General features: G+C 53.1%; 28 protein-coding genes and 1 other RNA gene. 24 read left to right on the plus strand and 5 right to left on the minus strand.

Annotated elements, in window-relative coordinates:
* Positions 1–14 precede the first annotated feature (14 nt).
* The 24 genes from OGY67_RS14840 to OGY67_RS14950 all read left to right on the plus strand — a co-directional run bounded on the left by OGY67_RS14840 (position 15) and on the right by OGY67_RS14950 (position 18403).
* Positions 15–818: a GPO family capsid scaffolding protein gene (locus OGY67_RS14840; RefSeq protein ID WP_000018794.1), complete on the plus strand. Its 804-nt coding sequence runs from the start codon at positions 15–17 to the stop codon at positions 816–818.
* Positions 819–879: 61 nt separating this feature from the next.
* Positions 880–1902 (plus strand): phage major capsid protein, P2 family, encoded by a 1023-nt coding sequence (locus OGY67_RS14845; protein ID WP_003838043.1) that lies wholly within the window; start codon positions 880–882, stop codon positions 1900–1902.
* Between the two features lie 3 nt (positions 1903–1905).
* Positions 1906–2607 carry a phage terminase small subunit gene (gpM, locus tag OGY67_RS14850; RefSeq protein WP_032950218.1) on the plus strand — a complete coding sequence of 234 codons (702 nt, stop codon included), beginning with the start codon at positions 1906–1908 and terminating at the stop codon, positions 2605–2607.
* A gap of 96 nt (positions 2608–2703) precedes the next feature.
* Entirely contained in the window at positions 2704–3156 is a 453-nt protein-coding gene (locus OGY67_RS14855) for a head completion/stabilization protein (RefSeq protein WP_024143839.1), read from the plus strand.
* Positions 3153–3659 (plus strand): phage tail protein, encoded by a 507-nt coding sequence (locus OGY67_RS14860; protein ID WP_048225937.1) that lies wholly within the window; start codon positions 3153–3155, stop codon positions 3657–3659. The genes OGY67_RS14855 and OGY67_RS14860 overlap by 4 nt, the downstream gene beginning before the upstream one ends.
* Complete coding sequence (locus OGY67_RS14865) at positions 3656–4363, plus strand: hypothetical protein (protein WP_048998139.1); 708 nt, start codon at positions 3656–3658, stop codon at positions 4361–4363. The genes OGY67_RS14860 and OGY67_RS14865 overlap by 4 nt, the downstream gene beginning before the upstream one ends.
* Positions 4360–5487, plus strand: coding sequence for a DUF2586 domain-containing protein (locus tag OGY67_RS14870; protein ID WP_239042701.1), 1128 nt, complete (start codon positions 4360–4362; stop codon positions 5485–5487). The genes OGY67_RS14865 and OGY67_RS14870 overlap by 4 nt, the downstream gene beginning before the upstream one ends.
* On the plus strand, positions 5484–5939 hold the full coding sequence (locus OGY67_RS14875) for a phage protein (protein WP_000044253.1): 456 nt from the start codon (positions 5484–5486) through the stop codon (positions 5937–5939). Before OGY67_RS14870 ends, OGY67_RS14875 begins: the two co-directional genes overlap by 4 nt.
* A 9-nt stretch (positions 5940–5948) precedes the next feature.
* On the plus strand, positions 5949–6242 hold the full coding sequence (locus OGY67_RS14880) for a phage holin family protein (protein WP_048225932.1): 294 nt from the start codon (positions 5949–5951) through the stop codon (positions 6240–6242).
* Positions 6239–6580, plus strand: coding sequence for a M15 family metallopeptidase (locus OGY67_RS14885; RefSeq protein ID WP_000175561.1), 342 nt, complete (start codon positions 6239–6241; stop codon positions 6578–6580). Before OGY67_RS14880 ends, OGY67_RS14885 begins: the two co-directional genes overlap by 4 nt.
* A complete protein-coding gene (locus tag OGY67_RS14890) occupies positions 6580–6960 on the plus strand; it encodes a hypothetical protein (RefSeq protein ID WP_000017542.1) in 381 nt (126 codons plus the stop codon). The genes OGY67_RS14885 and OGY67_RS14890 overlap by 1 nt, the downstream gene beginning before the upstream one ends.
* The gene (locus OGY67_RS14895) at positions 6890–7078 is read left to right on the plus strand and encodes a hypothetical protein (RefSeq protein WP_286574098.1); all 189 of its coding nucleotides are present in this window, start codon (positions 6890–6892) and stop codon (positions 7076–7078) included. Before OGY67_RS14890 ends, OGY67_RS14895 begins: the two co-directional genes overlap by 71 nt.
* The gene (locus OGY67_RS14900; RefSeq protein WP_001738732.1) at positions 7065–7322 is read left to right on the plus strand and encodes a putative phage tail assembly chaperone; all 258 of its coding nucleotides are present in this window, start codon (positions 7065–7067) and stop codon (positions 7320–7322) included. The genes OGY67_RS14895 and OGY67_RS14900 overlap by 14 nt, the downstream gene beginning before the upstream one ends.
* 47 nt (positions 7323–7369) lie before the next feature.
* A complete protein-coding gene (locus tag OGY67_RS23805; protein ID WP_370922079.1) occupies positions 7370–7513 on the plus strand; it encodes a DUF6890 family protein in 144 nt (47 codons plus the stop codon).
* Positions 7510–9570 carry a phage tail tape measure protein gene (locus OGY67_RS14905; RefSeq protein ID WP_286574099.1) on the plus strand — a complete coding sequence of 687 codons (2061 nt, stop codon included), beginning with the start codon at positions 7510–7512 and terminating at the stop codon, positions 9568–9570. The genes OGY67_RS23805 and OGY67_RS14905 overlap by 4 nt, the downstream gene beginning before the upstream one ends.
* Positions 9567–9896: a DUF2590 family protein gene (locus tag OGY67_RS14910; RefSeq protein ID WP_000004502.1), complete on the plus strand. Its 330-nt coding sequence runs from the start codon at positions 9567–9569 to the stop codon at positions 9894–9896. The genes OGY67_RS14905 and OGY67_RS14910 overlap by 4 nt, the downstream gene beginning before the upstream one ends.
* Positions 9893–11077 carry a baseplate J/gp47 family protein gene (locus OGY67_RS14915; RefSeq protein WP_230121676.1) on the plus strand — a complete coding sequence of 395 codons (1185 nt, stop codon included), beginning with the start codon at positions 9893–9895 and terminating at the stop codon, positions 11075–11077. Before OGY67_RS14910 ends, OGY67_RS14915 begins: the two co-directional genes overlap by 4 nt.
* Entirely contained in the window at positions 11070–11657 is a 588-nt protein-coding gene (locus tag OGY67_RS14920) for a phage tail protein (protein WP_003838073.1), read from the plus strand. Before OGY67_RS14915 ends, OGY67_RS14920 begins: the two co-directional genes overlap by 8 nt.
* Positions 11658–11667: 10 nt before the next feature.
* Positions 11668–13761, plus strand: a complete 2094-nt coding sequence (locus tag OGY67_RS14925) for a phage tail-collar fiber domain-containing protein (RefSeq protein ID WP_286574100.1) — start codon at positions 11668–11670, stop codon at positions 13759–13761.
* 12 nt (positions 13762–13773) lie between these two features.
* Complete coding sequence (locus tag OGY67_RS14930; protein ID WP_286574101.1) at positions 13774–14307, plus strand: tail fiber assembly protein; 534 nt, start codon at positions 13774–13776, stop codon at positions 14305–14307.
* The gene (locus OGY67_RS14935) at positions 14297–15022 is read left to right on the plus strand and encodes a hypothetical protein (RefSeq protein ID WP_286574102.1); all 726 of its coding nucleotides are present in this window, start codon (positions 14297–14299) and stop codon (positions 15020–15022) included. Before OGY67_RS14930 ends, OGY67_RS14935 begins: the two co-directional genes overlap by 11 nt.
* The gene (locus OGY67_RS14940; protein ID WP_137397120.1) at positions 14994–15539 is read left to right on the plus strand and encodes a baseplate complex protein; all 546 of its coding nucleotides are present in this window, start codon (positions 14994–14996) and stop codon (positions 15537–15539) included. Before OGY67_RS14935 ends, OGY67_RS14940 begins: the two co-directional genes overlap by 29 nt.
* Positions 15539–17242 carry a hypothetical protein gene (locus OGY67_RS14945; protein WP_286574103.1) on the plus strand — a complete coding sequence of 568 codons (1704 nt, stop codon included), beginning with the start codon at positions 15539–15541 and terminating at the stop codon, positions 17240–17242. The genes OGY67_RS14940 and OGY67_RS14945 overlap by 1 nt, the downstream gene beginning before the upstream one ends.
* A gap of 570 nt (positions 17243–17812) precedes the next feature.
* A complete protein-coding gene (locus OGY67_RS14950) occupies positions 17813–18403 on the plus strand; it encodes a hypothetical protein (protein WP_286574104.1) in 591 nt (196 codons plus the stop codon).
* Between the two features lie 62 nt (positions 18404–18465).
* On the opposite strand, the gene OGY67_RS14955 is transcribed toward OGY67_RS14950, so the two are convergent.
* The 5 genes from OGY67_RS14955 to OGY67_RS14975 form a co-directional block, all read right to left on the minus strand.
* A complete protein-coding gene (locus OGY67_RS14955; protein ID WP_286574105.1) occupies positions 18466–19203 on the minus strand; it encodes a hypothetical protein in 738 nt (245 codons plus the stop codon).
* Between the two features lie 86 nt (positions 19204–19289).
* Positions 19290–19653, minus strand: a transfer-messenger RNA (tmRNA) gene (gene ssrA, locus OGY67_RS14960).
* A 72-nt stretch (positions 19654–19725) separates the two neighbouring features.
* Positions 19726–20889, minus strand: a complete 1164-nt coding sequence (locus tag OGY67_RS14965) for a beta-barrel domain-containing protein (RefSeq protein ID WP_085951585.1) — start codon at positions 20887–20889, stop codon at positions 19726–19728.
* 7 nt (positions 20890–20896) lie between these two features.
* On the minus strand, positions 20897–23083 hold the full coding sequence (locus OGY67_RS14970; RefSeq protein ID WP_286574106.1) for a type I secretion system permease/ATPase: 2187 nt from the start codon (positions 23081–23083) through the stop codon (positions 20897–20899).
* The gene (locus tag OGY67_RS14975; RefSeq protein WP_286574107.1) at positions 23080–24489 is read right to left on the minus strand and encodes a TolC family outer membrane protein; all 1410 of its coding nucleotides are present in this window, start codon (positions 24487–24489) and stop codon (positions 23080–23082) included. Before OGY67_RS14975 ends, OGY67_RS14970 begins: the two co-directional genes overlap by 4 nt.
* Between the last annotated feature and the right edge of the window lie 27 nt (positions 24490–24516).

A 24516-nucleotide genomic window follows, 5' to 3' on the forward strand; every position in this document is an offset into this window, starting at 1 on the left:
AAATCAGGGGAGATATGTCGCATTTAAAAACTGACTGGCTGTGTGTTGCTACCGAAGGGGATACCGTTGACGGCAGGGATATTAAACGCCAGTGGATTATCGATATGGGGGAAACCTATGACTATAACCACTATGTCGCTTTAATCTGGCCAGAACACGAGGATGATTGCGGTAATTTTGGGGAGGTACTGGAAGCCACCTGGCATGATGGTGAGGACGGACTGGCGCGGCTTTATGTCAGCCTTTGCCCGAATATGCGATTAATATTCGCCAACCATGAAGATCAGCTCCTGTTCTTCTCGATTGAACCGGAAGAAAACTGGCGCGGTAGTGGGCGTACATACCTCAAGGGGCTGGCGGTAACAGATACTCCCGCCAGTGTTGGCACCACACGGCTGCGCTTTAGTAGTCGGCGCAAAAAATTATCTAAGCAGGGATATTACAGTTGTGTGATTTCCCGTGACGGAAAAATTAAACAGGATATACGAATGAAGAACTGGCAAAAATTGTTTGGTATTAAACCGAAGTTTGAAGATGAAACGCCGCCTGATGATACCGCGCAGGGTGATGATAAGTTACAGGCGCTGGCCAACGCGGTAAACGAACTGGAAGGCCGGGTGGCCAAAATTGAAAATCAGCTGAATGATGTTCAGGGTGATGTGGATACCATTGCGGAAGTGGTCGATACCGAAGAATTTGCGGCTATTCGTGATAATGCAAAAGATATCGTTAAACGTTTTAACGATCTGGGTAATAAATCCACCCGTACACCGGGGCGTAAGATTTCAGAAAAAGCGGGTAAATTTAATTTCCTGTAATACGTTCTGACGTTAATTAGTACAAAACATTTTTATTATCGCTTAATCGCGAGGGAGTTTTATGCACCTTAATAATCGTGCACGGGATTTACTGGATAAATATTCGAGTGGTATGGCGCAGCAGTTTGGCGCACGTGATACCAGTCGTTATTTCTCCCTGAATGACCCGCAGGAAAACGCGCTGCGTCTGGCGCTGCTGGAGTCCGTGGAGTTCCTGAACATGATCACCTGTCTGGATGTTGACCAGCTGAGTGGCCAGGTGATTTCTGTCGGTTCCTCCGTGCTGCATACCGGCCGCAGTGAAAATGGCCGCTTTGTTCGTCAGGTTGGCGTGGATGGCAATGACTATTCACTGGTTGAAACGGACAGTTGCGCCGCACTGCGCTGGGATCTGCTTTCGGTCTGGGCCAATGCCGGTAAGGACGAAAACGAGTTTTACAACCTGGTCCAGGCGTTTACCACACAGGCGTTTGCGCTGGATATGCTGCGTATTGGTTTTAACGGTAAGAGCCGTGCCAAAACGACGAATCCAACGGATAACCCGAACGGCGAAGATGTCAACATCGGCTGGCATGAGCGTATGAAAACGCTGCTGGGTGGTAATCAGATTATGACCGATCCGGTCGTGCTGGATGAAGCCGGGGATTACAAGTCACTGGATGCAATGGCTTCAGACCTGATTAACGCCAAGATTCCTGCCCAGTTCCGCAATGACCCGCGCCTGGTGGTTCTGGTTGGTGCCGATCTGGTTGCTGCTGAACAATACCGACTGTATCAGGCCGCAGACCGCCCGACTGAGAAAATCGCGGCGCAGATGCTGGGCAGTACTATTGCTGGCCGTCCTGCTGTTATCCCGCCGTTTATGCCGGGTAAACGTATGGTCGTCACGCCACTTTCTAATCTGCATATCTACACCCAGCGCAACACCCGCATGCGTAAGGCGGAATTTGTTGAAGACCGTAAGCAGTTCGAAAACAAATACCTGCGTAACGAAGGCTACGCGGTTGAAGTGCCGGAGCTGTACGCGGCCATTGATGAATCTGCCGTAACCATTGGCAAGGTTTCCGAACCAGCAGAGGGCTGATAAATGGCACTTTCTCCCGCGCAGCGTCACAGCCAGCGCATTGCGATGGAACAAAAGCTGAAACGCAGCCAGGCACTGGAAACCACGGAAAGCATGCACCTGCTGATTAAGGCGCTGGAAACGGATGTGGAGCATGCCCGTAACCTGCCAACAATCGCGGATCGCGTTGAGTTTAAGCGGGATGTGTTGCTGCCGCGCTGGACACCGACTGTGGAAGCGTATCTGGAAAGCGGGCAGGTGTACGCCAACCCGGTATTTGCCTGGTGTGTTATCTGGCTGTTTGACGTGGGCGATCTGGATAAGGCGCTGGACTGGGCTGATATTGCAATCAGCCAGCAGCAGGCAACCCCGGATCGGTTGCGCAGTAATTTTCCCACGTTCGTGGCCGATACGATGCTGGCCTGGGCGCAGGAAACATCAGGGCGCGGGGAAAGTGTTGAGCCGTATTTTTCCCGCACATTTGAGCGTGTCGCCAGTACCTGGCGGCTGCATGAACAGGTTACGGCCAAGTGGTTCAAATTTGCCGGGCTGGAGCTGCTGCGCGGCGAAGATGGCCAGACAACGGCCGCGAGTGTGGACGACATTGAAACGCTGGAGAAAGCCGATCAACTGCTGGCCACCGCAGAAAAATACTATTTAAAAATCGGCGTCAGAACGGCACGGCAGACGATTGCCGCCCGTATCCGAAAACTGACGCAGGGGTAAAGACTACCGCAAGCCAGGCGGACGCGGTGGAGGGCAGAACACTCCATGTGTCACTGTGCCGTGGAAACCGGTCAGTCCGCCTTTTTCGGGGGAATTATGTTTAGCGGAAAACCGCTGGATTATCAGGATGAACCGCTGACGAATAACGGGTTCTGGCCGGATCTGAATCTGAAGGACTTTCAGGCGCAGCGGTCACTGCCAGCCGATATCGACGCGGACACCATCAGTCAGGCGCTGCTGGCCGCAGTCGCGGAGGTGAATGCCGAGCTGGAAAACGTGGAGGCCAGCTGGAAAGCAAAAGGCCACACGCTGGCAGCAGATGTTCCGGGCGTAAAAATGGGCGGGCTTAACAGCCTGTGCGCCCAGTACATGAAAGCGGTATTTGCCAGGGCAAAAGCGGATTTGCTGGGGGAGTTCGCCACTGTAGGGCGACGTGAAACCCATCCGGGACAGGAAAGTATGGAAACCCGCGCCGGGTTACTGGCTGAGGCTTCAGTGGTGATCCGCCGCATGAAGGGACTGAAACGGGCAACGGTGAAAAAAGTATGAGCCAGACGCAGCTTGAGAGCCTGACTGCATTTTTTCAGCAAAACGTGCCGCCGCGCGCCATGCAGTCATTTGACAGTGTGCTGGATGAAATGAAGTTCATCCCTGCTGCGAAGGATTACGGGCTGGGGCAGTACCGCCAGGCGGTGATTCGTTATGACGCGGTAATCAGCTGGCAGCGTTTCCCGTATCGCCTGTGTCCGCCGCAGTTGCTTATGTCGCTGCTGGCCGCGTGGCTGGATGAGGCTGACAGGGAATTACTGGATGAAGTCGGCCTGACTGAAGCTGAACCGGACTGGGATGTGTCAGTGGAGGATGAAGAAACCGCCACCATTGTGCTGACGGTACCAATGGCGGAAGAACTGGTGATCAGGGAGGACGAAAACGGGGTGATCCCGTGGCAGGGGAAACGCTGGTCGCTGGTTAACCCTGAAGTCTGGATAGCGATCACCGCCAATATTTATGGCGTGGATGAAACCGGTGCGCCGGTAGGCGGTAACGAATGATTGCCGGTGGCGAGCTGAATAAAAAGCAGCTGGCAGAGTTGCGTAAATCACTGGCCAGCATGGAGCTGCCGCCCAAAAAGCGCCAGCGTCTTATCTGGAGGCTGGCCAAATATGGCGTGATTGCCGCAGCAAAACGGCACGTTCGCAATCAGGAAGCACCGGATGGCCAGAAGTGGCCGGGGCGTAAAACGAAGCGCAAAGGGAAGATGCTGCGGAACCTGCCAAAACTGCTGCATATCCGTGAAATGCCAGAAATTCAGGCGGTACGGATCTATTTGCAGGGTGGTGGCTACCGGAACGGGGAAACGCCGGTACCGGCCGGGACAGTCGGATATGCGCAACAAAACGGGATGCGCGTCAGTGTCAGCCGTCGCAGCCAGCCACGGAAGGTGGAGGCCGGAAAAATGGCCACGCCAGCCCAGGCCAAAAAACTGCGGGCGCTGGGGTACCGGGTACGCACCGGTAAACGCTGGAAAAAGCCCACGCTGGGCGAGTTAACCCAAACGATGCCATACAGCCGGGCGGGGCTACTGATTCGAAAACTCAGCGGTAAAGCGGTGAAAACCAGCTGGACAGTGGATCTTCCTGCCCGTGTCTTTCTGGGCATGAGTGACGATGAATTTGATAACGCGCTGGCGCGTCAGCTTCAGGCCATCGGCTTTGGCTGGGATGTTAAGGCGCAGGATATTAAGGGGAAAACATGACCTGGCCAAACGTGACCGTGAACCAGGTAAACCAGCTGCTGGGTGAAACCAATGAAGTGGAACGCACGCTGCTGTTTATCGGTACGGGTACCAAAAATGTGGGGAAAACGCTGGCGGTGAATGCCCAGAGTGATTTTGATGCACTGCTGGGAGAAGGGGAAAGCCCGCTGAAAAACGATGTTCTGGCGGCACTGGCAAACGCCGGTCAGAACTGGTGGGCATTTATGCATGTGCTGCCCGCAGATGCTGAGGACGATGCCTGGGTAAAAGCGGTACTGGCCGCACAGGTGGTGTGTTCGGTGGAAGGGGTGGTGCTGTCCAGTGATGTGACGGCAAAAGCCCAGGTGAATCAGGCGGCGACGTTACGATCCACGCTGATTTCTAAATATGGGCGCTGGGTGTGGTTCATCCTGGCCGTGCAGGGAATGCAGGAAGAAGAAGCCCAGGCGGATTACCTGACCCGTGTGTCTGCCATTCAGGACGGTATTGCAGAGAAGGCCGTGCAGCTGGTCCCGCGTCTGTGGGGAAATGAGCCGGGTGTGCTGGCTGGCCGTCTTTGCAGTCGTGCCGTGACTATCGCAGACAGTCCTGCTCGTGTGAAAACCGGGGCGCTGCTGAATTTGGGCAGTGATGAAATGCCGGTTGATGGTACCGGGGCGGTACTGGAGCTGGCCACGCTTCAGGCACTGGAAGCCCAGCGCTTTAGTGTGCCGATGTGGTACCCGGACTATGACGGTTTTTACTGGGCTGACGGGCGGACGCTGGATGTGGAAGGCGGCGATTACCAGTCGATTGAAACCCTGCGTGTTGCCGATAAAGCGGCGCGTCGTGTACGTCTGCTGGCTATCAGCAAAATTGCGGATCGTTCACTGAACAGCACACCGGGCAGCATTGCTGCACACCAGACGCTGTTTGCACGCCCACTGCGTGAAATGTCCACGGCGGCCAGTATCAATGGCGTGTCATTTCCGGGGGAAGTGAAGCCGCCGCAGGATGGTGATGTGACCATTGTCTGGAAGAACAAAAAGACGGTGGATATTTATCTGGTGGTACGCACCTGGGAAGTCCCGCTGCAAATCACCATCAGTCTGTTACTGGATGCCAGTCTGGAGGGCGCTGCATGAGTAAACGTATTTCGGGTATGTCGTTTGATACCTATCTTGACGGCGATCTCATCCACATAGAGAAAATCACACTCGATATCACGGATAACAGCGCTGCCGCCCAGACCCGTGGTGTGCCGGATGGTCATGTTGATGGCGATGTGGCCGCAGAGGGAGAAATTGAAGTCAGTTCCAAAGTGCTGGGCGTACTGACGGCCAAAGCCCGCGCCGCAGGTTCATGGCGTGGTATTCCGCCGCTGGATTTTCTTTTCTATGCCAAAGCGGGCAGCGAAGAAATGAAAGTGGAATCGTTCGGCAACAAACTCCAGCTAAGTAATCTGCTGGATATCGATCCAAAGGGCGGCGGTGTGGCGACGCACAAAATCAAATATTTTGTGACCAGTCCCAAGTTCGTGAACATCAACGGTGTGCCGTATCTGGAAGCGGAAGCCACGGAAAACCTGATCGGATAGGGGGCAGGGATGCAGGACTATGAGAAAGGGTTTATTGCCCTGGCGGTGATGGGGGCGCTGATTGCGCTGGGCAAAATGTTGAGCAGTGGGGAGCCGATAACTCTGCGGCTGGTTGCGGGGCGCGTCATTGTCGGTAGCGCCCTGTCGGTTGCGGCTGGGGTGGCACTGTACTTTGTCCCGGATATTCATCCACTGGCGCTCGCCGGGATTGGTTCCGCGCTGGGTATTCTCGGTCTGAATGGCGTTGAAGCCTGGCTGCGCCGAAAGGGGATCGATTTTTTAGGTAAAGGGGGCAGCAAGTGACGTTAAGTGAAAAGCAGCAGCTGTTTACTGTCATGGTGGCCAATCTGATCCACTGGGCGGAAGAACGCGGCTACCGGCTGACGTTTGGCGAAGCGTACCGCACCCCGGAACAGGCGGCGCTGAACGCGAAGAAGGGCAGCGGTATTTCGAACAGTCTGCACACCCAGCGTCTGGCCGTGGATTTTAACCTGTTTGTTAATGGTCAGTACCAGACCCGTACAGAGGACTATCTGCCGCTGGGTGAATACTGGGAATCACTGGGCGGAAGCTGGGGCGGGCGCTTCAAATCCAGACCGGATGGTAATCATTTCAGCCTGGAACATAACGGGGTGCGCTGATGAGTCACGCGCAGTGGCTGGTTGTGGTGGCGCTGGCGTTTGTGTGGGGCTGGCTGACCGCTGACTGGCGGCGCGACAGTCTGGAGCTGGCAATCAACACGGCGGCGCAGGTGGCAGGAAATGAATCGCGAAAGGTGATGCAGGGCATTGCCAGTGATTCCGCCAGGGAGCTGGAAGATAAACTGGAGGCGCTAAGAAATGCGCAACCGCGAGAGATCCGCACGGAAGTGCTTAAGCCGGTTTTTACTAACAGGTGCCTGTCTGATGAGTTTGTCAGCATGTACAACAGCGCCGTCGCCGGTACCGAACGTGCATTATCAGGAAAACCTGAAAACACGATGCGCCACGCAGCTGCCGCGCCTGAACGGGGCAACAGGTAAAGATGCAGCGGAACTGCTGACTGTTTACCTTGAAATATATGGTCAGTGTGCAGCGCGTCATAATCAGTTAGTTGATGAAATTAATTTAAGAGAGCGTGTTATTTATGGAACAAATTAAACTGTGTGTTTGTGGTGCAGATATTGTTTTTGAACCTAATCAGACTGCCTACAATAAACTGATTAATGAAATGGCGATGGATAATAAAGTTGCACCTGCAAATAATTATCTGATGCGTATTGTTACCCCGGAAACGAAAGAAGCACTGATTGACGTATTAAAACGTCCGGGTGCAGCGTTGCAACTGGTCAGTAAGGTTAATGATATTTACGCGCCGGAACTGGAGATTGAAGTAAAAAACTGACAAAGCGAGTCCATGATATTGAACGAAATGGACTCGAACAGTATTTAATTCTCCGTCGTCATTATTTACCACATGGTCAGGATTCTGTTGACGATATTGCTGCCGCTATATGGCTGGATAACCGTCACTGGGAATATACGGGAATAGCCGTGGCTAATGGTGTGGCTAAAGCATTTAAAGGCACTGAATGAAACAGTTAGATTTTACATTAAGCCTTATTGATAAATTGTCCCGCCCGTTAAAACAGGCGCAGGGCAACGTAACGGGCTTTGCTGAAAAATCAAAAGAAGCCTTTATGCAGATTGGCGGCGGTGTTCTGGCGCTGGCGGGTACAGGGATGGCCATTAAAGGTGTGCTGATGCCCGCCATTGAAATGTATGACGCGCTGAATGATGCGGCCGCAAAAGGGATCGATGATTCTGCGCTTAAGGCCGTTCAGCGTGATGCGCTGCGCTTCAGTACGACCTACGGCGCCAGCGCAGTGGAGTTTGTACAGTCCACGGAAAGTATAAACGCCTCTATTGCCGGGCTGACCGGGAATGAGCTGCCGAAAGTGACGAAAGTCGCTAATACCCTGGCGTTTGCGCTTAAATCCACCGCTGCGGAAACCGCTGAGTTTATGGGGCAGATGTTCGGTAACTTTTCCGCCGATGCCAACCGGCTGGGCAAAGTTGAGTTTGCTGAACAGCTGGCCGGAAAAATGGTGTATATGCGCAAAACCTTTGGCACGGAAATGGCCGCTATCAAGGATTTGATGGAAGGGGCGCGCGGCGTGGGTACTAACTACGGCGTGGGGCTGGATGAACAGCTGGCCGTGCTGGGACAGCTTCAGCGGACACTGGGCACGGAAGCCAGCAGCGCTTATGAAGGCTTTATGACCGGAGCCATTGAGGGCGGTAAAAAGCTGGGGATGTCCTTCACGGATTCCACCGGCAAAATGCTGTCCATGCCTGAAATGCTGATCAAGTTACAGGGCAAGTATGGCAAAAGCCTGGAAGGGAACATGAAAGCCCAGGCTGAACTGGATGCGGCATTTGGTGACAGTTCGGCAGTGGTAAAACACCTGTACGGTAATGTGGCGCTGCTTCAGCGCAATATCACAGAACTGGGCGGTGCTGATGGTCTGAAGCGTACCCAGGAAATGGCGCAGAAAATGGTGAAGCCGTGGGATCGGTTTGTCGCAATCCTGAAGGCTATCCAGACCGTAATCGGCCTGACGTTGATCCCGGTGCTCTATCCGGTTCTGAACCGCCTGGCTGATATGGGACAGACCTTTGCCCGCTGGATGCAGCTGTTTCCCAACATTGCGCGTGTTGTCGGGTATGCGGCAATGGCCTTACTCAGCTTTGCAGCTGTGGGGGCAGTCGCCAATATTGTGATGGGTGTCTCCAGATTCATCATGATGGGGTTGCGCGGGATCTGGGTAGCGCTGACGGCCGTCACGAAAATCTACACCGCCACTGTCTGGCTGGGGAACATTGCCGTGGTTGCCTGGAACGCCACGCTGAAATTTCTGCGCGGTACGTTGCTGGCGGTTCGTATGGCGGCAATGATGGCCGGGATAGGTATCAATCTGATGAGCTGGCCGATCCTGCTTGTGATTGGTGCCGTTGCCTTGCTTGCTGCCGGTTGCTGGCTGTTGATTAAACACTGGGACACGGTAAAGAACGCGGTCATGGATACCGCTGCATTTCAGGCATGCGCCAGGGTAGTGGCATGGCTTGCCGGTGTGTTTGCTTCAGCCTGGCAGTTTATCAGCGAAGGCTGGAACAGTTTTATTTCCATGCTGACCGGGTTTTCTCCTTCTCAGGCATTAAGCGGACTGGCCATGGGCATTGTGTCATTGTTTGATAATGTCTGGCTGTCGGTTAAAAACGGCTTTCTGAAATCATGGAACTGGATTGTAAGTAAATTAAATAATATTCCGGGTGTTGATATTGAACTGGCGGGCGCTGCTTCAGCAGGTATCCCTAAAAATGAAACAGCGGTGTATCCGGTACCGGAGTTAAAACAATCCGCGAAAGCTGAAGGCGCACTTCCTGCGGTGACGCAAAATAGTTTCACCCCAGACAGGCTTTTAACCGGAGGCGAATTAAAAGGCATTGAGAAGGGCGGAATTACCAAAACGATTAACAGTAATGCTAAGTCCGTGACCGACAATAGCCGGAAAATTGACACGGTAAACATTTATCCGAAAGAAATGATTACACCCGGTCAGTTAATGGAATTTCAGGAGCTGGGCGCATGAGTGAGAGCCTTTATATTGATTTGCTTATTCAGGGCGGCGATTTTGTTCTGAATACCGGATATGAACCTGAACTGTGTAATAACCGTAAAAGTATCGGACAGGACATTATTCATTCCATTATTGAAAGCGGGCTGGCAACGGAACTGATTGCCGAACGCAGCCCAACAATGCGGGCAGATATTTTTACCCGTATGGAGTTACTGATTGAAGATGATGAACGGATTATTCCGGGAACAGTGGAAATCAGTGAGGAAAGCCAGAAACGATTATGGATAACGGCCAGCACCTATGACTTTGGCGGCATATCTGCGCAGGTGGATTTATGACGGAAAAACCGCAGGTTGATTTTGAGGAAGTGGTGAAGGCCAGCGGGATGCCGGTGACGGAATCTGAAGTGCGGGATCGCTTTAATGCGATTGCGGCTGAGGAGGGCATGATCACTAACACATCCCGTATGTCACCATTCTGGCGGTTAATTACGGCCATTGTGACTGCGCCGGTGATGTGGCTGAAAGAGGTTCTGGTGTCCACGGTGCTGGCCAATATGTTTGTGGCCACGGCCAGCGGGAGCATGCTGCGCCTGTTGGCCTGGGCGGTGAACGTGACGGCGAAACCGGCCAGCGCTGCGCAGGGTGTGATCCGCTTCTTTAAGGAGGATGCCAAAGCTGTTGTGACGGTGAAGGCCGGAACGGTTATCCAGACTGAACGCATTAACGGCAGGGTGTACGAACTGGCGACCACAGCCGATGTGGTGATCCCTTCCGGCACGGCCAGCGCATTGCTGCCGGTGAAAGCCACCGGAACCGGGGGAGCCTATAACCTTGCGCCAGGGTATTACCGCATTTTGCCTGTGGCCGTGGATGGTATCAGCCATGTGGCCAGCGAGGAAAACTGGCTGACGGTGCCGGGTGCCGATGAGGAAAGCGATGATGAACTGCGTGAACGCTGCCGCAACCAGTTCAATCTGGTGGGCAATTACCACACGGATGCGGTTTACCGTTCAATGATTGCCGGTGTTGCCGGGCTGAGTATTGACCGGATTTTCTTTGAGCATGAAGCGCCGAGGGGACCGGGTACCGCAAACGCCTATCTGTTGCTGGACAGTGGGGTGGCTTCCGCACCGTTCGTGAATGCGGTGAATGATTACATCAACACGCAGGGACACCACGGCCACGGCGACGATATGCAGTGTTATGCCATGCCGGAAACCCGCCACGATCTGGCGGTGACGGTGTACGTCAGAAATCTGGCCAACCTGACAGACGACGAACGTAACAGCCTGAAGGACGGGATTGAAAACATGATCCGCTGTGCTTTTCGTGAAAACGCTGATTTTGACGTCAGAAAGACGTGGCCATATTCGCGGTTCTCGTTTTCTCAGCTGGGACGGGAGATCCACAAAACCTTTGCGCTGGCGGATTCGCTGTCCTTTTCACTGGGTGACATTACCAGTGAGCTGAATGTGCCGCGTCTGAAGTCACTGGTAGTGAGTCTTGAGAATGAATGAGTTCATGAAAAAGCTGGCCGGGATGGTGCTTCCTTCCTGGATGAATCAGGGGGAGCCGAACAAGCTGCTGAAAACAGCGCGGCGATTCTGGGCGGAGGTTTACGGCTGGATAACCTGGCCACTGAACCAGTTTGATCCGCTCACCTGCACACCGGCATTACTGAACCTGCTGGCGTATGACCGGGACATAACCCGCTTTGATGGTGAGCCACTGAGTCTGTTTCGTAAGCGTGTGGCGTATGCCTTTGTCAATGCCCGTGATGCCGGTTCCGTAGAGGGATTTATCAACATCTTTGAACGGCTGGGCATTGGATATGTGGAGCTGCGGGAGCGTCAGCCGGGTATTGACTGGGATGTGATCCTGGTTCGTGTGACGGACAGCCAGATAGCAGACAACACGCAGCTGCTTATCCAGATAATCAGGCAGTACGGGCGAACATGCCGCCGCTATCAGTTTGAGGTGATCACATCGGAAAAAATGGCCATCAGAGCCGGATGGGATCAGGGGGAATATGTGGTTTATCCGGCTTCGTTAGCAGGGACGGAAACCCACAGCGCGACATTCAGCGCAGGTTTGTAAGGAGTTTTTTATGTCACAGACAGCTATCACGCTGGCGTTTGAACACTGGAAAGCGCGGCAGGGTGCAACCGGCGAGCCGGTGTTACTGGATGAATTTGTGTTTGCGAATGTACCAGGACTAAACCCGGATACACCAGTTGATCGCAGTGAAGCAATGCCGCAAGTGGAGCAGATTGTGCACCGGCAGCCTGTTACCCGCACTGGCGTGGTGAATGAAAACGGGGTGGTGTATTCCGCCGTTCTGGGCGCTGATGTGGGTGATTTCAGCTTTAACTGGATCGGTCTGCTGAATAAGGCCAGCGGCACCCTGGCCATGATTGTTCATGCGCCCTTACAGCAAAAGCTGAAAACAGCGGAAGGGCAGCAGGGGAATGTGCTTACCCGTTCGTTTCTGATGGAGTACAACGGCGCACAGACTGAAACCGGGATTAATACACCGGCTGAAACCTGGCAGATTGACTTCACGGCGCGGATGGTCGGAATGGATGAACGCCAGCGCCTGGAAAATACGGATATTTACGGCGCTGCGGCATTCTTTGGCGATGGCTGGCTGGTCGGTAAAACGGGCAATCAGTTCTTTGTTACCAAAGGCACCGGCTATGTGGCGGGACTGCGTACGTCACTGGCTGACAATCAGAATATCACCGTGACGACAAAGCCGGTCAAAGTCTGGCTGGATGTGTGCTGGACGGGAGCACTGACCAGTGTCTGGAATGTTCAGAACAAAATCACCGTGGCGGAAAGCCTGGCAGATTACGTGCAGAACGGCGTACAGCATTATGTTTTTGCCGTGGCCAGCATTGATGTGAATGGCAATATCACGGATTTACGGCCAAAAGGGACGCTGAACGAACAACAGGCCAGTGATGCGCTGAAAAAGCATGAGCAATCGCGTAATCACCCTGATGCCACGACCAGCGAGAAGGGATTCACCCGGTTAAGCAGTGCGACAGACAGCACCAGTGAAGAACAGGCCGCAACGCCGAAAGCAGTTAAAATCGCGATGGATAACGCAAACGCGCGTCTTGCAAAAGAGCGTAATGGTGCCGATATCCCGAACCCGCCGTTGTTTGTTCAAAATATTGGTTTGCAGGATACGGTTAACAAGGCTGCCGGATCACTGCAAAAAGAGCAGAACGGCGCGGACGTACCACAACCGGATTGGTTTGTGCGTAATCTCGGAGCTGCGCGGGCTTTCAGCGGAACTGTAAGCATAGGCGGGGGTGGAAACTGGACAACAGCAGATTTTATCGCCTGGCTGGAATCTCAGGGAGCATTTAATCATCCGTACTGGATGTGTAAAGGTTCGTGGTCTTATGGTGATAACCGAACCATTACTGATACAGGGTGCGGAAATATCCAGTTAGCCGGTGCGGTCGTTGAGGTTATGGGCGTTCGTGATGCGATGACCATTCGTGTCACGACACCAACTGCCTCAACAACTGGTGTTGTAAATGCTCAGTTTACCTACGTTAATCATGGTGGGGGGTATCCGGCTACCTGGCGCCGCGATTTCAATACCGCAAACAAGCCAACGCCCGGAGATGTTGGCGCGTTTCCAATAACAGGAGGTAATTTACAGGGGCAACTTTCATTTTCATTATCTCAGCCCAGATCTGGCGCTAACCACTTAATATACAACGGCGATGATAAAGGAATACTGGCTTGCGGATATGGTTATTATCAGGACAGATTTGATATTCATTTTTATGATGAAGAAGGTACGTGGGCATCAAATCCATTAACCATTAGTCGAGATGGTAGTACATCAATTCATGGATATCTGGCTGTATTTGGCGCAGTAGATAGCACAGTCGGCATTTATGACAAAGGTAATCGAGTCTATTCACCTATAAACCCGCCGCCAGCTACTGATTTATCGGCATACGCCACACAACAATGGGTATTGCAGAACTTTGTCCAGAATATCGACCTGACAGCACCTGCTGAAGTTGGATTTCGTGATGGGTGGGGGTATCCACGAGGGACAGATGGTGCAGCCATGTACAACTTTAATATGGTTGGCGGTAGCAGTAACGTTGGTAATTTTATCATTCGTTATATGCGGAAACAGGTGAATAACACTTGGTATGTGATTAATTAAAGGTAAATAAAAATGCAACGCTTCGGCAAATTCACCCCATATACACCAGACACTACTGACAGACCAAAAATTATAGATGGTCAGAATGTTATGTTTTTGCAGGATGATAAAGGTAATGACTGGTATGACGTTATTGAATTATTTGATGAATCAAAAACCCTAAAAATTGGATATGACGATGATGGTCGTGTAAGAACGTTCACGACAAATATTCATGCGCTTTTCCCGGTCAATCTGAGTGTTGTTGAGCTTCCGGCAACAAAAGCTAATCTGCGCGTCACGTTGGGTGATGACTGGTTTTATAAAGACGGCAAATTGCAGCAAATCCGCAATCACCTGGCTGACGCTGAAGCGGAACGTGACAGCCGCATGGCGGAGGTTACAACGCGTATTGACTGGCTGGAGGACGCACAAAAAGACGGTGATATTTCATCCGATGAGGAAACAGAGCTGGTGACACTGCGCGCTTACCGTACTGCGTTGCGCCGTCTGGATCTGAGCACTGCACCAGATATTAACTGGCCGGAGGTACCTGATGTGGCGTGAAGCGCGTCTGGCTTTCACTGACTCACTGGCCGCACTGAATTGTTCCGTTGTTCCGGCGCATCCGTGGATTAATGGTCTGGGGCAGCAGACGGATAACGGGGCATACCTCAGCCCGGTGAATGCCGTCCGCTATCTTGCTGAAAGGCTGGCCGGAACGGGCGGGAATGCCGATGTGATGATCATGATGGTGACAGGCCAGACGCATGAGAATTTTATGACCCGCCTCAACGGTCTGGTAGATGTTTTCCCGGCACCGGCATTCACGCAGGTAAAACGCCTGGCACAATCCGCTGCGGCGCTGGCCATCGAAAAAATGCAGATCCCCGCTAAAGCCGGGGCGGGGTTGCCGGTGGCCATTCCGCTGTCAGTTCCAACCACCAGGGCGGCATTGTCTGCGGCGGCTGTCAGCCAGGCACAGAAAGCAGCCAGTGCGGGATTCAGCCTGGACGGATTAAAGCAGCAACTGGGTGAGTTCGCGCAGCTGCGTGAAAGCCTGATCAGTGATGTGGCCAGCGGGCTGAATGATTTGCAGGGGAAAAGTGCCAGAGCATGGGTGTTTACCAGCACCGGCGATACGGCCACCACGCTGCTGGAACTGGTAAAGGATATCCCGCAACCGTCTGCCGTCTATACCGCGGCGGTGATGCTGGTCGGTGACAATCTGGATGGAATAAAGGGAATGATTCATGACTTCGATCCCAACACTGGCGCTTAATGGTGAGGCTATCCAGCTGAAAAACATGCGCGTGACTGTATCGCAGCAGTTTCAGGATAAAGACCAGTCCGGCCAGACAAGCGCCACAACCAAATCAGAGCAGGGGGCAAAAGGGAAAGAGCTGCGTATCAGTGGCGAAATTCCGTTTAAAAGCCCGGAGATCCTGAAGCGTATTTTCGAACTGGCCAGCGCCACGGATGCCGGAGGCAACCGCCAGAAATACCGCGTGGCGCATGAAGTGGCCAGAGCCGTGAATTTTCGTGAGGCGACATTCAGCGGGATGCTTGATGCCCCGCAGCAGGACGGGAAAATGGCCTGGCTGGTCACGTTCACCCTGGCAGAACATATCAGCGTGCAGGAAAAGCGGGAAGCCCGGGCAACAGGTAAAACGTCTGCCAAAAAACAGACGGCCGGTAATGCCGGACAGCCTGGTGGCCAGAGTGCCGGAGAAGATGAAGAAAAACTGACGTGGTTTGAAAAACGGGTGCTGAAACCCGTCAATGATGCTTTGGGTTAATGATGAAGCCAGTTAAACGCCTGTACCTTTCAACGGATGAAGTTCACCTGGCTGATGCCAGCCTGGTGCTGGAGCTGAACAGCTGCGGCCGGGGATTTATCACAGCACAGACAGCCACGGATTACACCGGGAAACTGGTGCGTCTGGATGTTGGGTATTCCGATCTGCTGTTGCGCTGGTTTACTGGTTATGTGGAACGCTCACAACCCGCCGAAAACGGTTTTCAGCGTCTGTTTGTGCGCGAACTGGTCGGCGTATTTGAAAGGATGTGGCCATGTTCATTTCAGCACCCCACTTTGCGCAAGGTAGCCAGCTGGCTGGAGGAAAACAGCGGAATTGCTGTCAGTGTGCCGGATGCCTCTTACAGCGATAAACCGATCCCCCATTTTACCCATAACGGCACGGGCTATCAGTTGCTGAATAATCTGGGCAGGGCGTTCAGTATCCCGGATTACATCTGGTACCAGTTACCGGATGGTTCCCTGTATGTGGGCGGTGCGGAAAAAGCGATGTTTGCCGGTCGCCCGGTAGATATTCCGGCTGAGTTCAGCCAGGGGGCTGCTGGCGGTAATTCCATTACACTGCCGGTGATCCAGAGTCTGCGGCCGGGTGTGGAGCTGAACGGGGAGCGCGTGACCAAAGTTCATCTTACCAATGACACCATGGCCATCACCTGGACACCCAGAAACCGCGCGACAGGTCAGCCATTACAGAAAACACCGGCACAGCGCCAGATTGAAAGCCATTACCCGGAGCTGGCTTCCGGGCTGCACCTGCCAAAACTGGCCAGAGTGGTGGCACCCAGTGAAACTGTGAAAAGCGGTAATTTTGCCGATCCGTTCCGGCCGCGCTATGCCGTTGATGTGCAGCTGCTCGATGCAGACGGCAACCCGGATAACCAGACACCGGTGTATTCTGCGGTGCCGCTGCCGGTACCTATGGCCGGGAATGACTCCGGCATGTTCCAGTTCCCGCCAGAAGGGACGCTGGTTGAAGTTGCGTTTACCGGAGGTCGCCCGGATAAACCGTTTATCAGGCAGACATTGCCGGATGGTACCAGTCTGCCGGATATTAAACCCGGCGAGCAGCTGCAACAGCAGCGGGCGGAAGTGTCGCAGCGTGTCACCCAGGCTGGCGACTGGGTGAGGCAGACCGATCAGACCATCAGCGAAACATCGATGGCGCGGACGGTCAAGGCCGATACGGAACAGCGTGATCTGGTCAGCCGTGAAACGACAGTTAAAGCCACTGACAAAACCACTGTACTGGGTACTGCCACCCTGATGGCCGGAGCCATTCAGCAGGTCAGTGCAGGGGATTACAGCCAGGCCGTGAAGGGCAACCGGCTGGCCAGCATTGAAGGGAATGACGAAACTGACATAACCGGGAAACAATCCACTAAGGTGGCCGGAGCCGTGGATGTGGATGTGGGTGGAACCCTGACTGAAAAGATTGCCGCATTGCGTAAATCGGTGGCGGCGGGCGGTCAGCAGATTATGGGGCCAACCGTCCATATTGGCAGCGAGAGTGTAAACACCTTGACTATGATGCTGGACACCATTGATTTACTGGCAGAGCTGGCGCAGCAGTGTGCGAGCCATTCACATCCCAACGTTGGTACGCCAACCAATGCCGGCGCATTCACACAGACGGCAGAGAAGGCCGGACAGACCCGGCGTAAGTATCAGAAAATAATCGCCTGATCATCCCATCAGCCCGCGCATAATGCGGGCTTTTTTGTACCCATTCCCAGACCTCACCAGACGCATTCTAAGCGCCTCTTTTATCTGACCGCGACAGCGTAACTCCACAAAAGGATCTGTGCTATCACGTGACGCTGACGGCGCTACACGCTGACAAAATAAATCTTTCGCAGACAAAAACGGCACTACACCGCACCCGCCTGCGGTTTCTGGATCGATAAAATTTTTCAGTTTTATTTTTCTACAAACTAGTACCCCGGATAGCGCCATTACTGGCGGGTTCACGGAAAACGCGAACTGAAAAGATTGAAAGTATTTTCATTTATTTTCAGTTTGAAGGATCAGTGGAGGATCTAAGCTAGTGTGTAATTAATTGAAATTTTGAGAGATATTTGTTTTTTTGTGTGTGTAAAGATCAAATTCACGGTGGGTTAGTGCTAATGAAAAAGCTGTGAAGCCTCAGCTGGCGCGGATTTCTTGGGGGGGGGATAGTTGGGAAAACTGAAATTCTTACATTGGAGGTGATGCTGGGTTATTCTTGGCTAAAATAATTTTTGTACGGTGATTAAAGTGAATTGGGCGGATATGCTTTCTTTTGGTGAAAAAATGTTCCCTGCTTTAGTGGGGTTTGTAGGCGCATGGGCTGGTAGTCGGTGGGGGGTGACGAAATTTAAGCGAGAGAAATACTGGGAGGCAAAGGTTAAAGCATATGAGACAGTTTTGAATCATTTTGAGCAGATTGCGTTTTGGGGGCGTAATAGTAGGGCACAAGCTTACTGCGGTATTACGGTCGGTACTAATGATCTCCATTTTGGGCTTTTTGATGAGTCAATGCGTAATCTTTCACGACTAGAAGTAACAGCCCTTGTCTATTTCTCTAATGAATTTAGTGAGTTAATTAAAGAATTTAGATATGAAATGGAGACTGTATATATTCTAGGTGTTGAAAAGTTACAGGGTGAACCGCAGCAAGAGTCATTCCATGCCTATGCAGATCTAAAAGGAAATATTGGAATGATGGCCTACGGTGCTTTAGAAAGCTTGAATCAGCAGGCACATGAAGACATTGGAATGAAATGTCGGTGGTATATGCTGCTTTGGCAGCATTTAAAAGAAAAAATTAATAGGGATTGGGTCAGTTTTAGAAAGGATCTCCAATAAGCTATTAATGGGATTGTTTGTTAAAATTCAATTGACTAAAAGAGTTCTGTTTTATTGGAGGACTATTTTTCAGCGATTTTCTCTAAAGGTTTAGCGTTTTGTTCTTTAGTTAAGGTTAAAAACTCATACTTCTGAATACAAAGAGAATTATTTGCTAAGTTTATTGAAAAAACCTTATCTGATAGCGTCGCGATGTATCGAAATTTTTCGTGGTCGTTTTTTGAACAACTTAAGTTACTAGAAATTAGGTAAGTGCTTTGACCGTCAATGATGCTTGTTGCGTCACCAATAGCCTTGTTCATAAAGTGTGTAGGAAAATAACAAAGGAAAGCGATTATAATAAAGCGTGGTTTCCCCAATTCCTCGAATAGCTTTACTTGGAACATCAGATAGTAAGCAGCAAAACAACTGATGAGCAGAGCTACGCTGGCGTATTTACTTGGAAGATTCCCTGTGAAAGCATTATAAACTGCGATACCTAGTATTACTGCTGTACTCGTTAATATGCATAGAATGTAGAAGGTGGCAAAGTAACTATAGACTTTAAATCCCCCGCCAGCAGCTTTGTATTGTTTTCGCGTATCTGTATCCACAATATTGTATTGTTGCAGGAAGATACTGACTAGCGTTATACAAACTAGAGGAATAGCTGGTAATGCTGAAGCCTTAATAATATCTGAAACATCAATGAATTGAAGTATATTGATATCAAAATGTAGCCAAAATATCCATAGATAGAGAGAGCTACAAACAAGAAGGTATGTAGTCGCGATAGCACCTGAAAGTAAGTTCATCTTCATTATCTAACTAATCGCCTCTGTGTGGACGCTAAGTGGACACTGGACAAAAAAAAGGGTCACGTTTTCACGTAACCCCTTGTTTTATTTGGTGGAGCTGGCGGGAGTTGAACCCGCGTCCGAAATTCCTACATCCTCGGCACTACATGCTTAGTCAGTCTTTACATTCGCCTGGCACCTGCGGACAGACACGCCACTACCAGACTAGCCTGATTAGTTTTAACGCTTCAACCCCAGGCAGGGCCTCCACGCGATCTCTTTTGGGTTTGACCTCTCTTTGATCCCCGTCTTAAGAGCGGAAGCTAGGGAGAGAGGGCTCAGAGCAGGTTATTAAGCTGCTAAAGCGTAGTTTTCGTCGTTTGCGACTATTTTTTTGCGGCTTTTTACGAGGCCAACCGCCCCTCGGCATGCACCTTGGGTTTCGCGAATCCCGTCGAATCCAGAATCAGCCCCAATGTGTTAGAGCAAGTATAACAGACTTGTGACACGCGTGACCAGCCCCCGCAACCCCTAATCCTCAAGGATTTAGCGCTCGCGCAGCGCTTCTTTTGCGCGATTAAACGGTTTGATTAAATAGTCGACGATGGTTTTTTCACCTGTTTTTATATCCACTGTGGCAATCATGCCCGGTACTATGGAGAAATGGCGTCCCAGTTTGTTCTGTAAGAAGTCCTGATGGGTGCGGATAAACACGCGGTAATAGAAGATTTCCGGTTTCACTTTGTCCTGAATGGTGTCCGGAGAGATGGTTTCGACTACGCCTTCCAGTCCGCCGTAAATGGCGTAGTCATAGGCGGTTATCTTTACCAGCGCCCGCTGGCCGGGATGGATGAAAGCGATATCACGCGGCGACAGGCGGGTTTCTATCAGCAGATGATCGTCCAGCGGCACAATCTCCATCATCTCGCCGTTGGGCGGGATAACGCCGCCGATGGTGGTGACCTGGATGTTTTTCACAATACCGCGCATCGGCGCGCGTACGGTCAGGCGGGTGACAGAATCCTCACGTCCTTTTAAAATCGCCGCCAGCATATCCACTTCGGCGTTGGCCTTTGACAGCGCTTCCCGCGCCTGCACGAAATATTGTGAGCGCAGGTCGGTGATTTTTAATCCCAGATCGCTTTTTTGTCGTTGCAGGCGCAGCACTTCTACGTGGCTGGCGGCACCGCTTTTCTCCAGCCGTTGGGTGATGGCCAGTTCTTTATTTACTGAGACCAGTGCATCCTGAAGTTCTGCCATTGAATCCGCAAGCTGCGCGCGACGGCTTTTATACAGGCGAGTTTCGGAGGCGATGAGATCCGGCCAGGCGCGCAGTGAATCGGGAAAGACCAGCGGCAGATCGTTAACTTCGGCATTAAGCCTTGCGCTGGAAGCCAGTGAGGCGCGATAACGGGCTGCACTCTCCCCAACGTTGGACTCAGAACGGGTGGGGTCGAGGCGGGCGACTATTTGATTGGCCTGCACTTTATCTCCCTCGCGTACCGTAAGCTCGGCGAGAATGCCGCCATCCAGCGACTGCAAGACTTGCTCTCGCGAGCTGGGGATCACTTTTCCGCTGCCGGTTGAGACTTCATCCAGCTTGCCGAAATATGCCCAGATACCCAGGACGGCAAACAGCAGCGTGCTGAGCAGAATAATACGGCTGGCCCCGGAAAAACGGTGCTCGCGGCGGATATCGAGGTCGTCCATGGCGGCATCATGCGGATTGGTTTTCATTTTTCCACTCCCGACCGTGAGTTGGGGCGGGTGCCCGGCTCGCATTTAATGCCTGCGCTTTCGGGGCATCCATAACCAGTTGGCCTTCTTTTAATACCACCACGCGTTCGACCAGCTCCAGAACCGGTACGCGATGAGTGGCGACAATCAATGTGCGGTTGCCCAGCCACTGGTTCAGGCGCTGAATAAACTCCCGCTCGGTATGTTCATCCAGCGAGGCGCTGGGTTCGTCGAGCAGCACGATATTGGGCGATCGCAGCAGCATTCTTGCCAGCAGGATCGACTGCCGTTGTCCACCGGACAAACCGTTGCCGCCCTCCATAATGGGATGCGCCAGCCCTTTGGCGAGCTGTTTAACGAAAGCTGCCGCGCCGCTGACATCCAGCGCTTCGAAGATCTGCGCGTCGCTGGCATGCGGTGCGCCGAGGGTCAGGTTCTCGCGCAGGGTGCCGAAAAACAGCCGCGCGTTCTGGCTAAGAAAACCGATGTTGCGGCGTAAATCAGCCATATCGATCTGCGCCAGACTCAGGTTGTCGAGCCGGACATCGCCCTGGATAATCTCCACACCGCCCGCCATGGCCTGCAGCAGGGTTGATTTCCCGGCACCGTTACGCCCGAGGATTGCCACGCGCTCGCCGGGCATGACCTCCAGGCGCGAGATGCGCAGCGGAACGCGCTGATCGTCGCTGTGGTAGCGAAAGTGTGCGTTCTCAAACAGATAATGGCCGTGAAAAATCTCCTGATGCACCCGGTCTTCGTCGTACTGCGTTTCGGTGGGAAGCTGCATGATGCTGTCTAACCCCATCTTCGCCGCCTTGACCTGTTGCCAGCGGGCCAGCACGCCGCACAGATTTGCCATTGGGGCAATCATTCTGGAACCGAGCATCGAAGCGGCCACCACGGCGCCGGTGGTCATCGTGCCTTCAATGACCATCGGCGCGCCGAACATAATGATCGCGGCGTAGACCAGGCTTTGTACCGACATGCCCCAGCCAATCAGCCCCTGAGTCAGCCTGCGCGTGCGCAGCCCGGACTCTCCGGTAATGCGGATGTAGCTGTTCCACTGCTGTAAAAAGCGGTTTTCCGCCTGCATCAGCTTGATGTCTTCCAGCCCCTGAACGCTCTCGACCAGCACCGCGTTGCGCAGGGTGGATTCATGGGCAGCCTGGTTGGCGAGCACCGCCAGCTTCTTCTGTAACAGCAAACCGGGCAGGATCATCAGCAGGGCCGCGACGGGCGCTATCCATGCCAGCGGCGGGGCGATAAAAGCCAGCACTACGATAAACAAAAAGAAAAACGGCAGATCGACAATGGTCGACATGGTCGAGGAGGTGATCATCTCGCGAACCTGTTCCAGCTCGCGCAGTTGAGAAATGAAGCTCCCCGTCGAGCGGGGGACGGCGCTGTTGCGCAGGCGCAATGCATGGCTGAACACGCGATCGGAAATGCGCATATCGGCGCGTTTGCCGAGCAGGTCCATTATGTGGGTACGCGCTTCGCGCAGCAAAAAGCCAAACAGCACCGCCACCAGAACGCCAGTGGAGAGAACATACAGCGTTGGATAAGACTGGGCGGGGATCACCCGGTCATAAACCTGCATGGAAAAGATAATCCCGGCGAGCGACAGAACGTTAATCAGAAAGGCGGCAATCATGACCGGCAGATAAGGACTAATGTCTTTTAACACCAGTTCGCGCATCCAGTCGGGCTTGAAGCGCGAAATATAGCGGTCTACCCGACTGTCCTTCAGCGCCGACAGCGGGCGCATCGCGGTAATACTCACGATCTCCGGCAGAAGCTCTGCGACCGTGAGCCGGTTACGCTGGCCCTCTTCGGCGATGATAAACACATCCAGTGCATCTTCGCCGTTGAAATGTTCTATCACCATTAGCTGGCCGTCGCGCAGTTCCGCCACCACCGGCAGACGCCACTGACCGAATACCTGCGTGGCGGTATTCAGCGCATGAAATGACAGTCCCGCCTGACGCGCCAGTTGCGACAGGGCTGTGGCCCGGCTTTTTCCCGCAAACCACGGGGCGTTGGCCTGGATTGCGCCGGGAGAACAGGCCACGCGATAGTGATTGGCAATATGCGTCATCGCCTGCGCCCACTGGCTAAGATCGTGTTCAGTAATCGCATCTTCTGCATGTGAATCGAGGTCGCTCATAGCTTGATCTCCACCGATTGAATGCTGCGATTATTTAAGGCGAACGCCTGGCGAAGCGAGCCAGTGTTATAGAGGCAGTTCAGCTGGAGCTGGCGCAGCTGGTTTTGAGTCTGGAGTTCCGCAAAACGGGCCTGATACACCTCTTGCTCGGCGTTAAGCACGTCGAGCAGCGGGCGCGAACCGAGGTCCAGATACTGCTGTTGATAAAGCTCGCGCGTTTGTTCACTCAGTCGCTGCTGGCGGCGCAGAATCTGCAGGGCGGTGGCGAGGCTCATTGCCTGGCTGCGGGACTCCAGTAATTTTTGTCGTACTTCGAGTCGGGTGCGCTGGATGGAGTATTGTGCAGACTCTACCGCATGGCTGGCGGCGTTGCGCCTGGCGGTGAGTCCGCCCCCCTGATACAGCGGCATCTCAACTTTTACCCACGTGGAGTACTGGGTTTTGTCGAGCACCTCATGGCTGGGGTATTTGTCGTTGAGATAATGCTGAACCGACGGTTCCAAAGAGATGGTGGGCGTCATCTGCGCGTTGGCGTAATCGAGATTTGCCTGTGCCACATTCGCTTGCGCCCAGGCCGCCAGAACCGCGGGAACCAGTTTATCTTCCGGTTTGACCACATCGCAGCTGCTGTCCAGTTTGGCCGGGAATTCGTTGCTGATGCCGTTAAGTGAGTTCCAGCCGAGGTAACTCATCAATGTGGCCTTACTGCTGTCGAGATTGGCCTGATACTGCGCCAGCTGAGAACGCGCAGACTCGATACGCGCATCGGTTTGCACCACGTCGGACAGCGAGGTTGCCCCTTCATCATTGCGTTGTCGGGTCAGTCGACCAATGTCGTTTAAGGCGGTGAGCTGTTCTTCGGCGGCATCCACCATTTGTTGCCACGTCTGCACCTGGACTATCGCGTTGGCGGTTGCGTGGGCGATGGTATCAATACTGAGTAACACATTCGCCTGCTGTTGTGCGGCTCCGGCGGTCTCGGCGCGGACCTGGCTTGCCACTTTGCCGAAGTCGTACAGCATTTGTGACACCGAAATAACCAGCGCCGGGCTAAAGCCGTGGTCGGTATAGGTATTGCCGTAACCGTTATTCATTCCGGCAGAAACCTGCGGGTAATATTTCGATTTCGCCACGTCGATCTGTTCGTTTTGCGAAAGCAGTTTGCCGATCGATTCACGAATAGAAGGATGCCAGCTCACGGCACGACTTACCGCGTCGTTGAGCATCAGGTTGCCGGGGGCGGCAGCGCTCAGCGGCAGATCGGCAACCGCGCCGTCCAGCGAGGGAAGCATCTGGCTGGTGGCCAGTCCTTCCGGCGTAATAATTTGCGGTTCATCTTCGGCAATCACCCGCAGGGTACAGAGCGTTAATGCCAGAAGTAATGCAACAGGCGCGACATTTCTCATAGTTTATCCCTTACAAAATACGGCAGC

This window comes from Citrobacter sp. Cpo015 (genome assembly GCF_030333035.1).
GTDB lineage: Bacteria > Pseudomonadota > Gammaproteobacteria > Enterobacterales > Enterobacteriaceae > Citrobacter > Citrobacter portucalensis.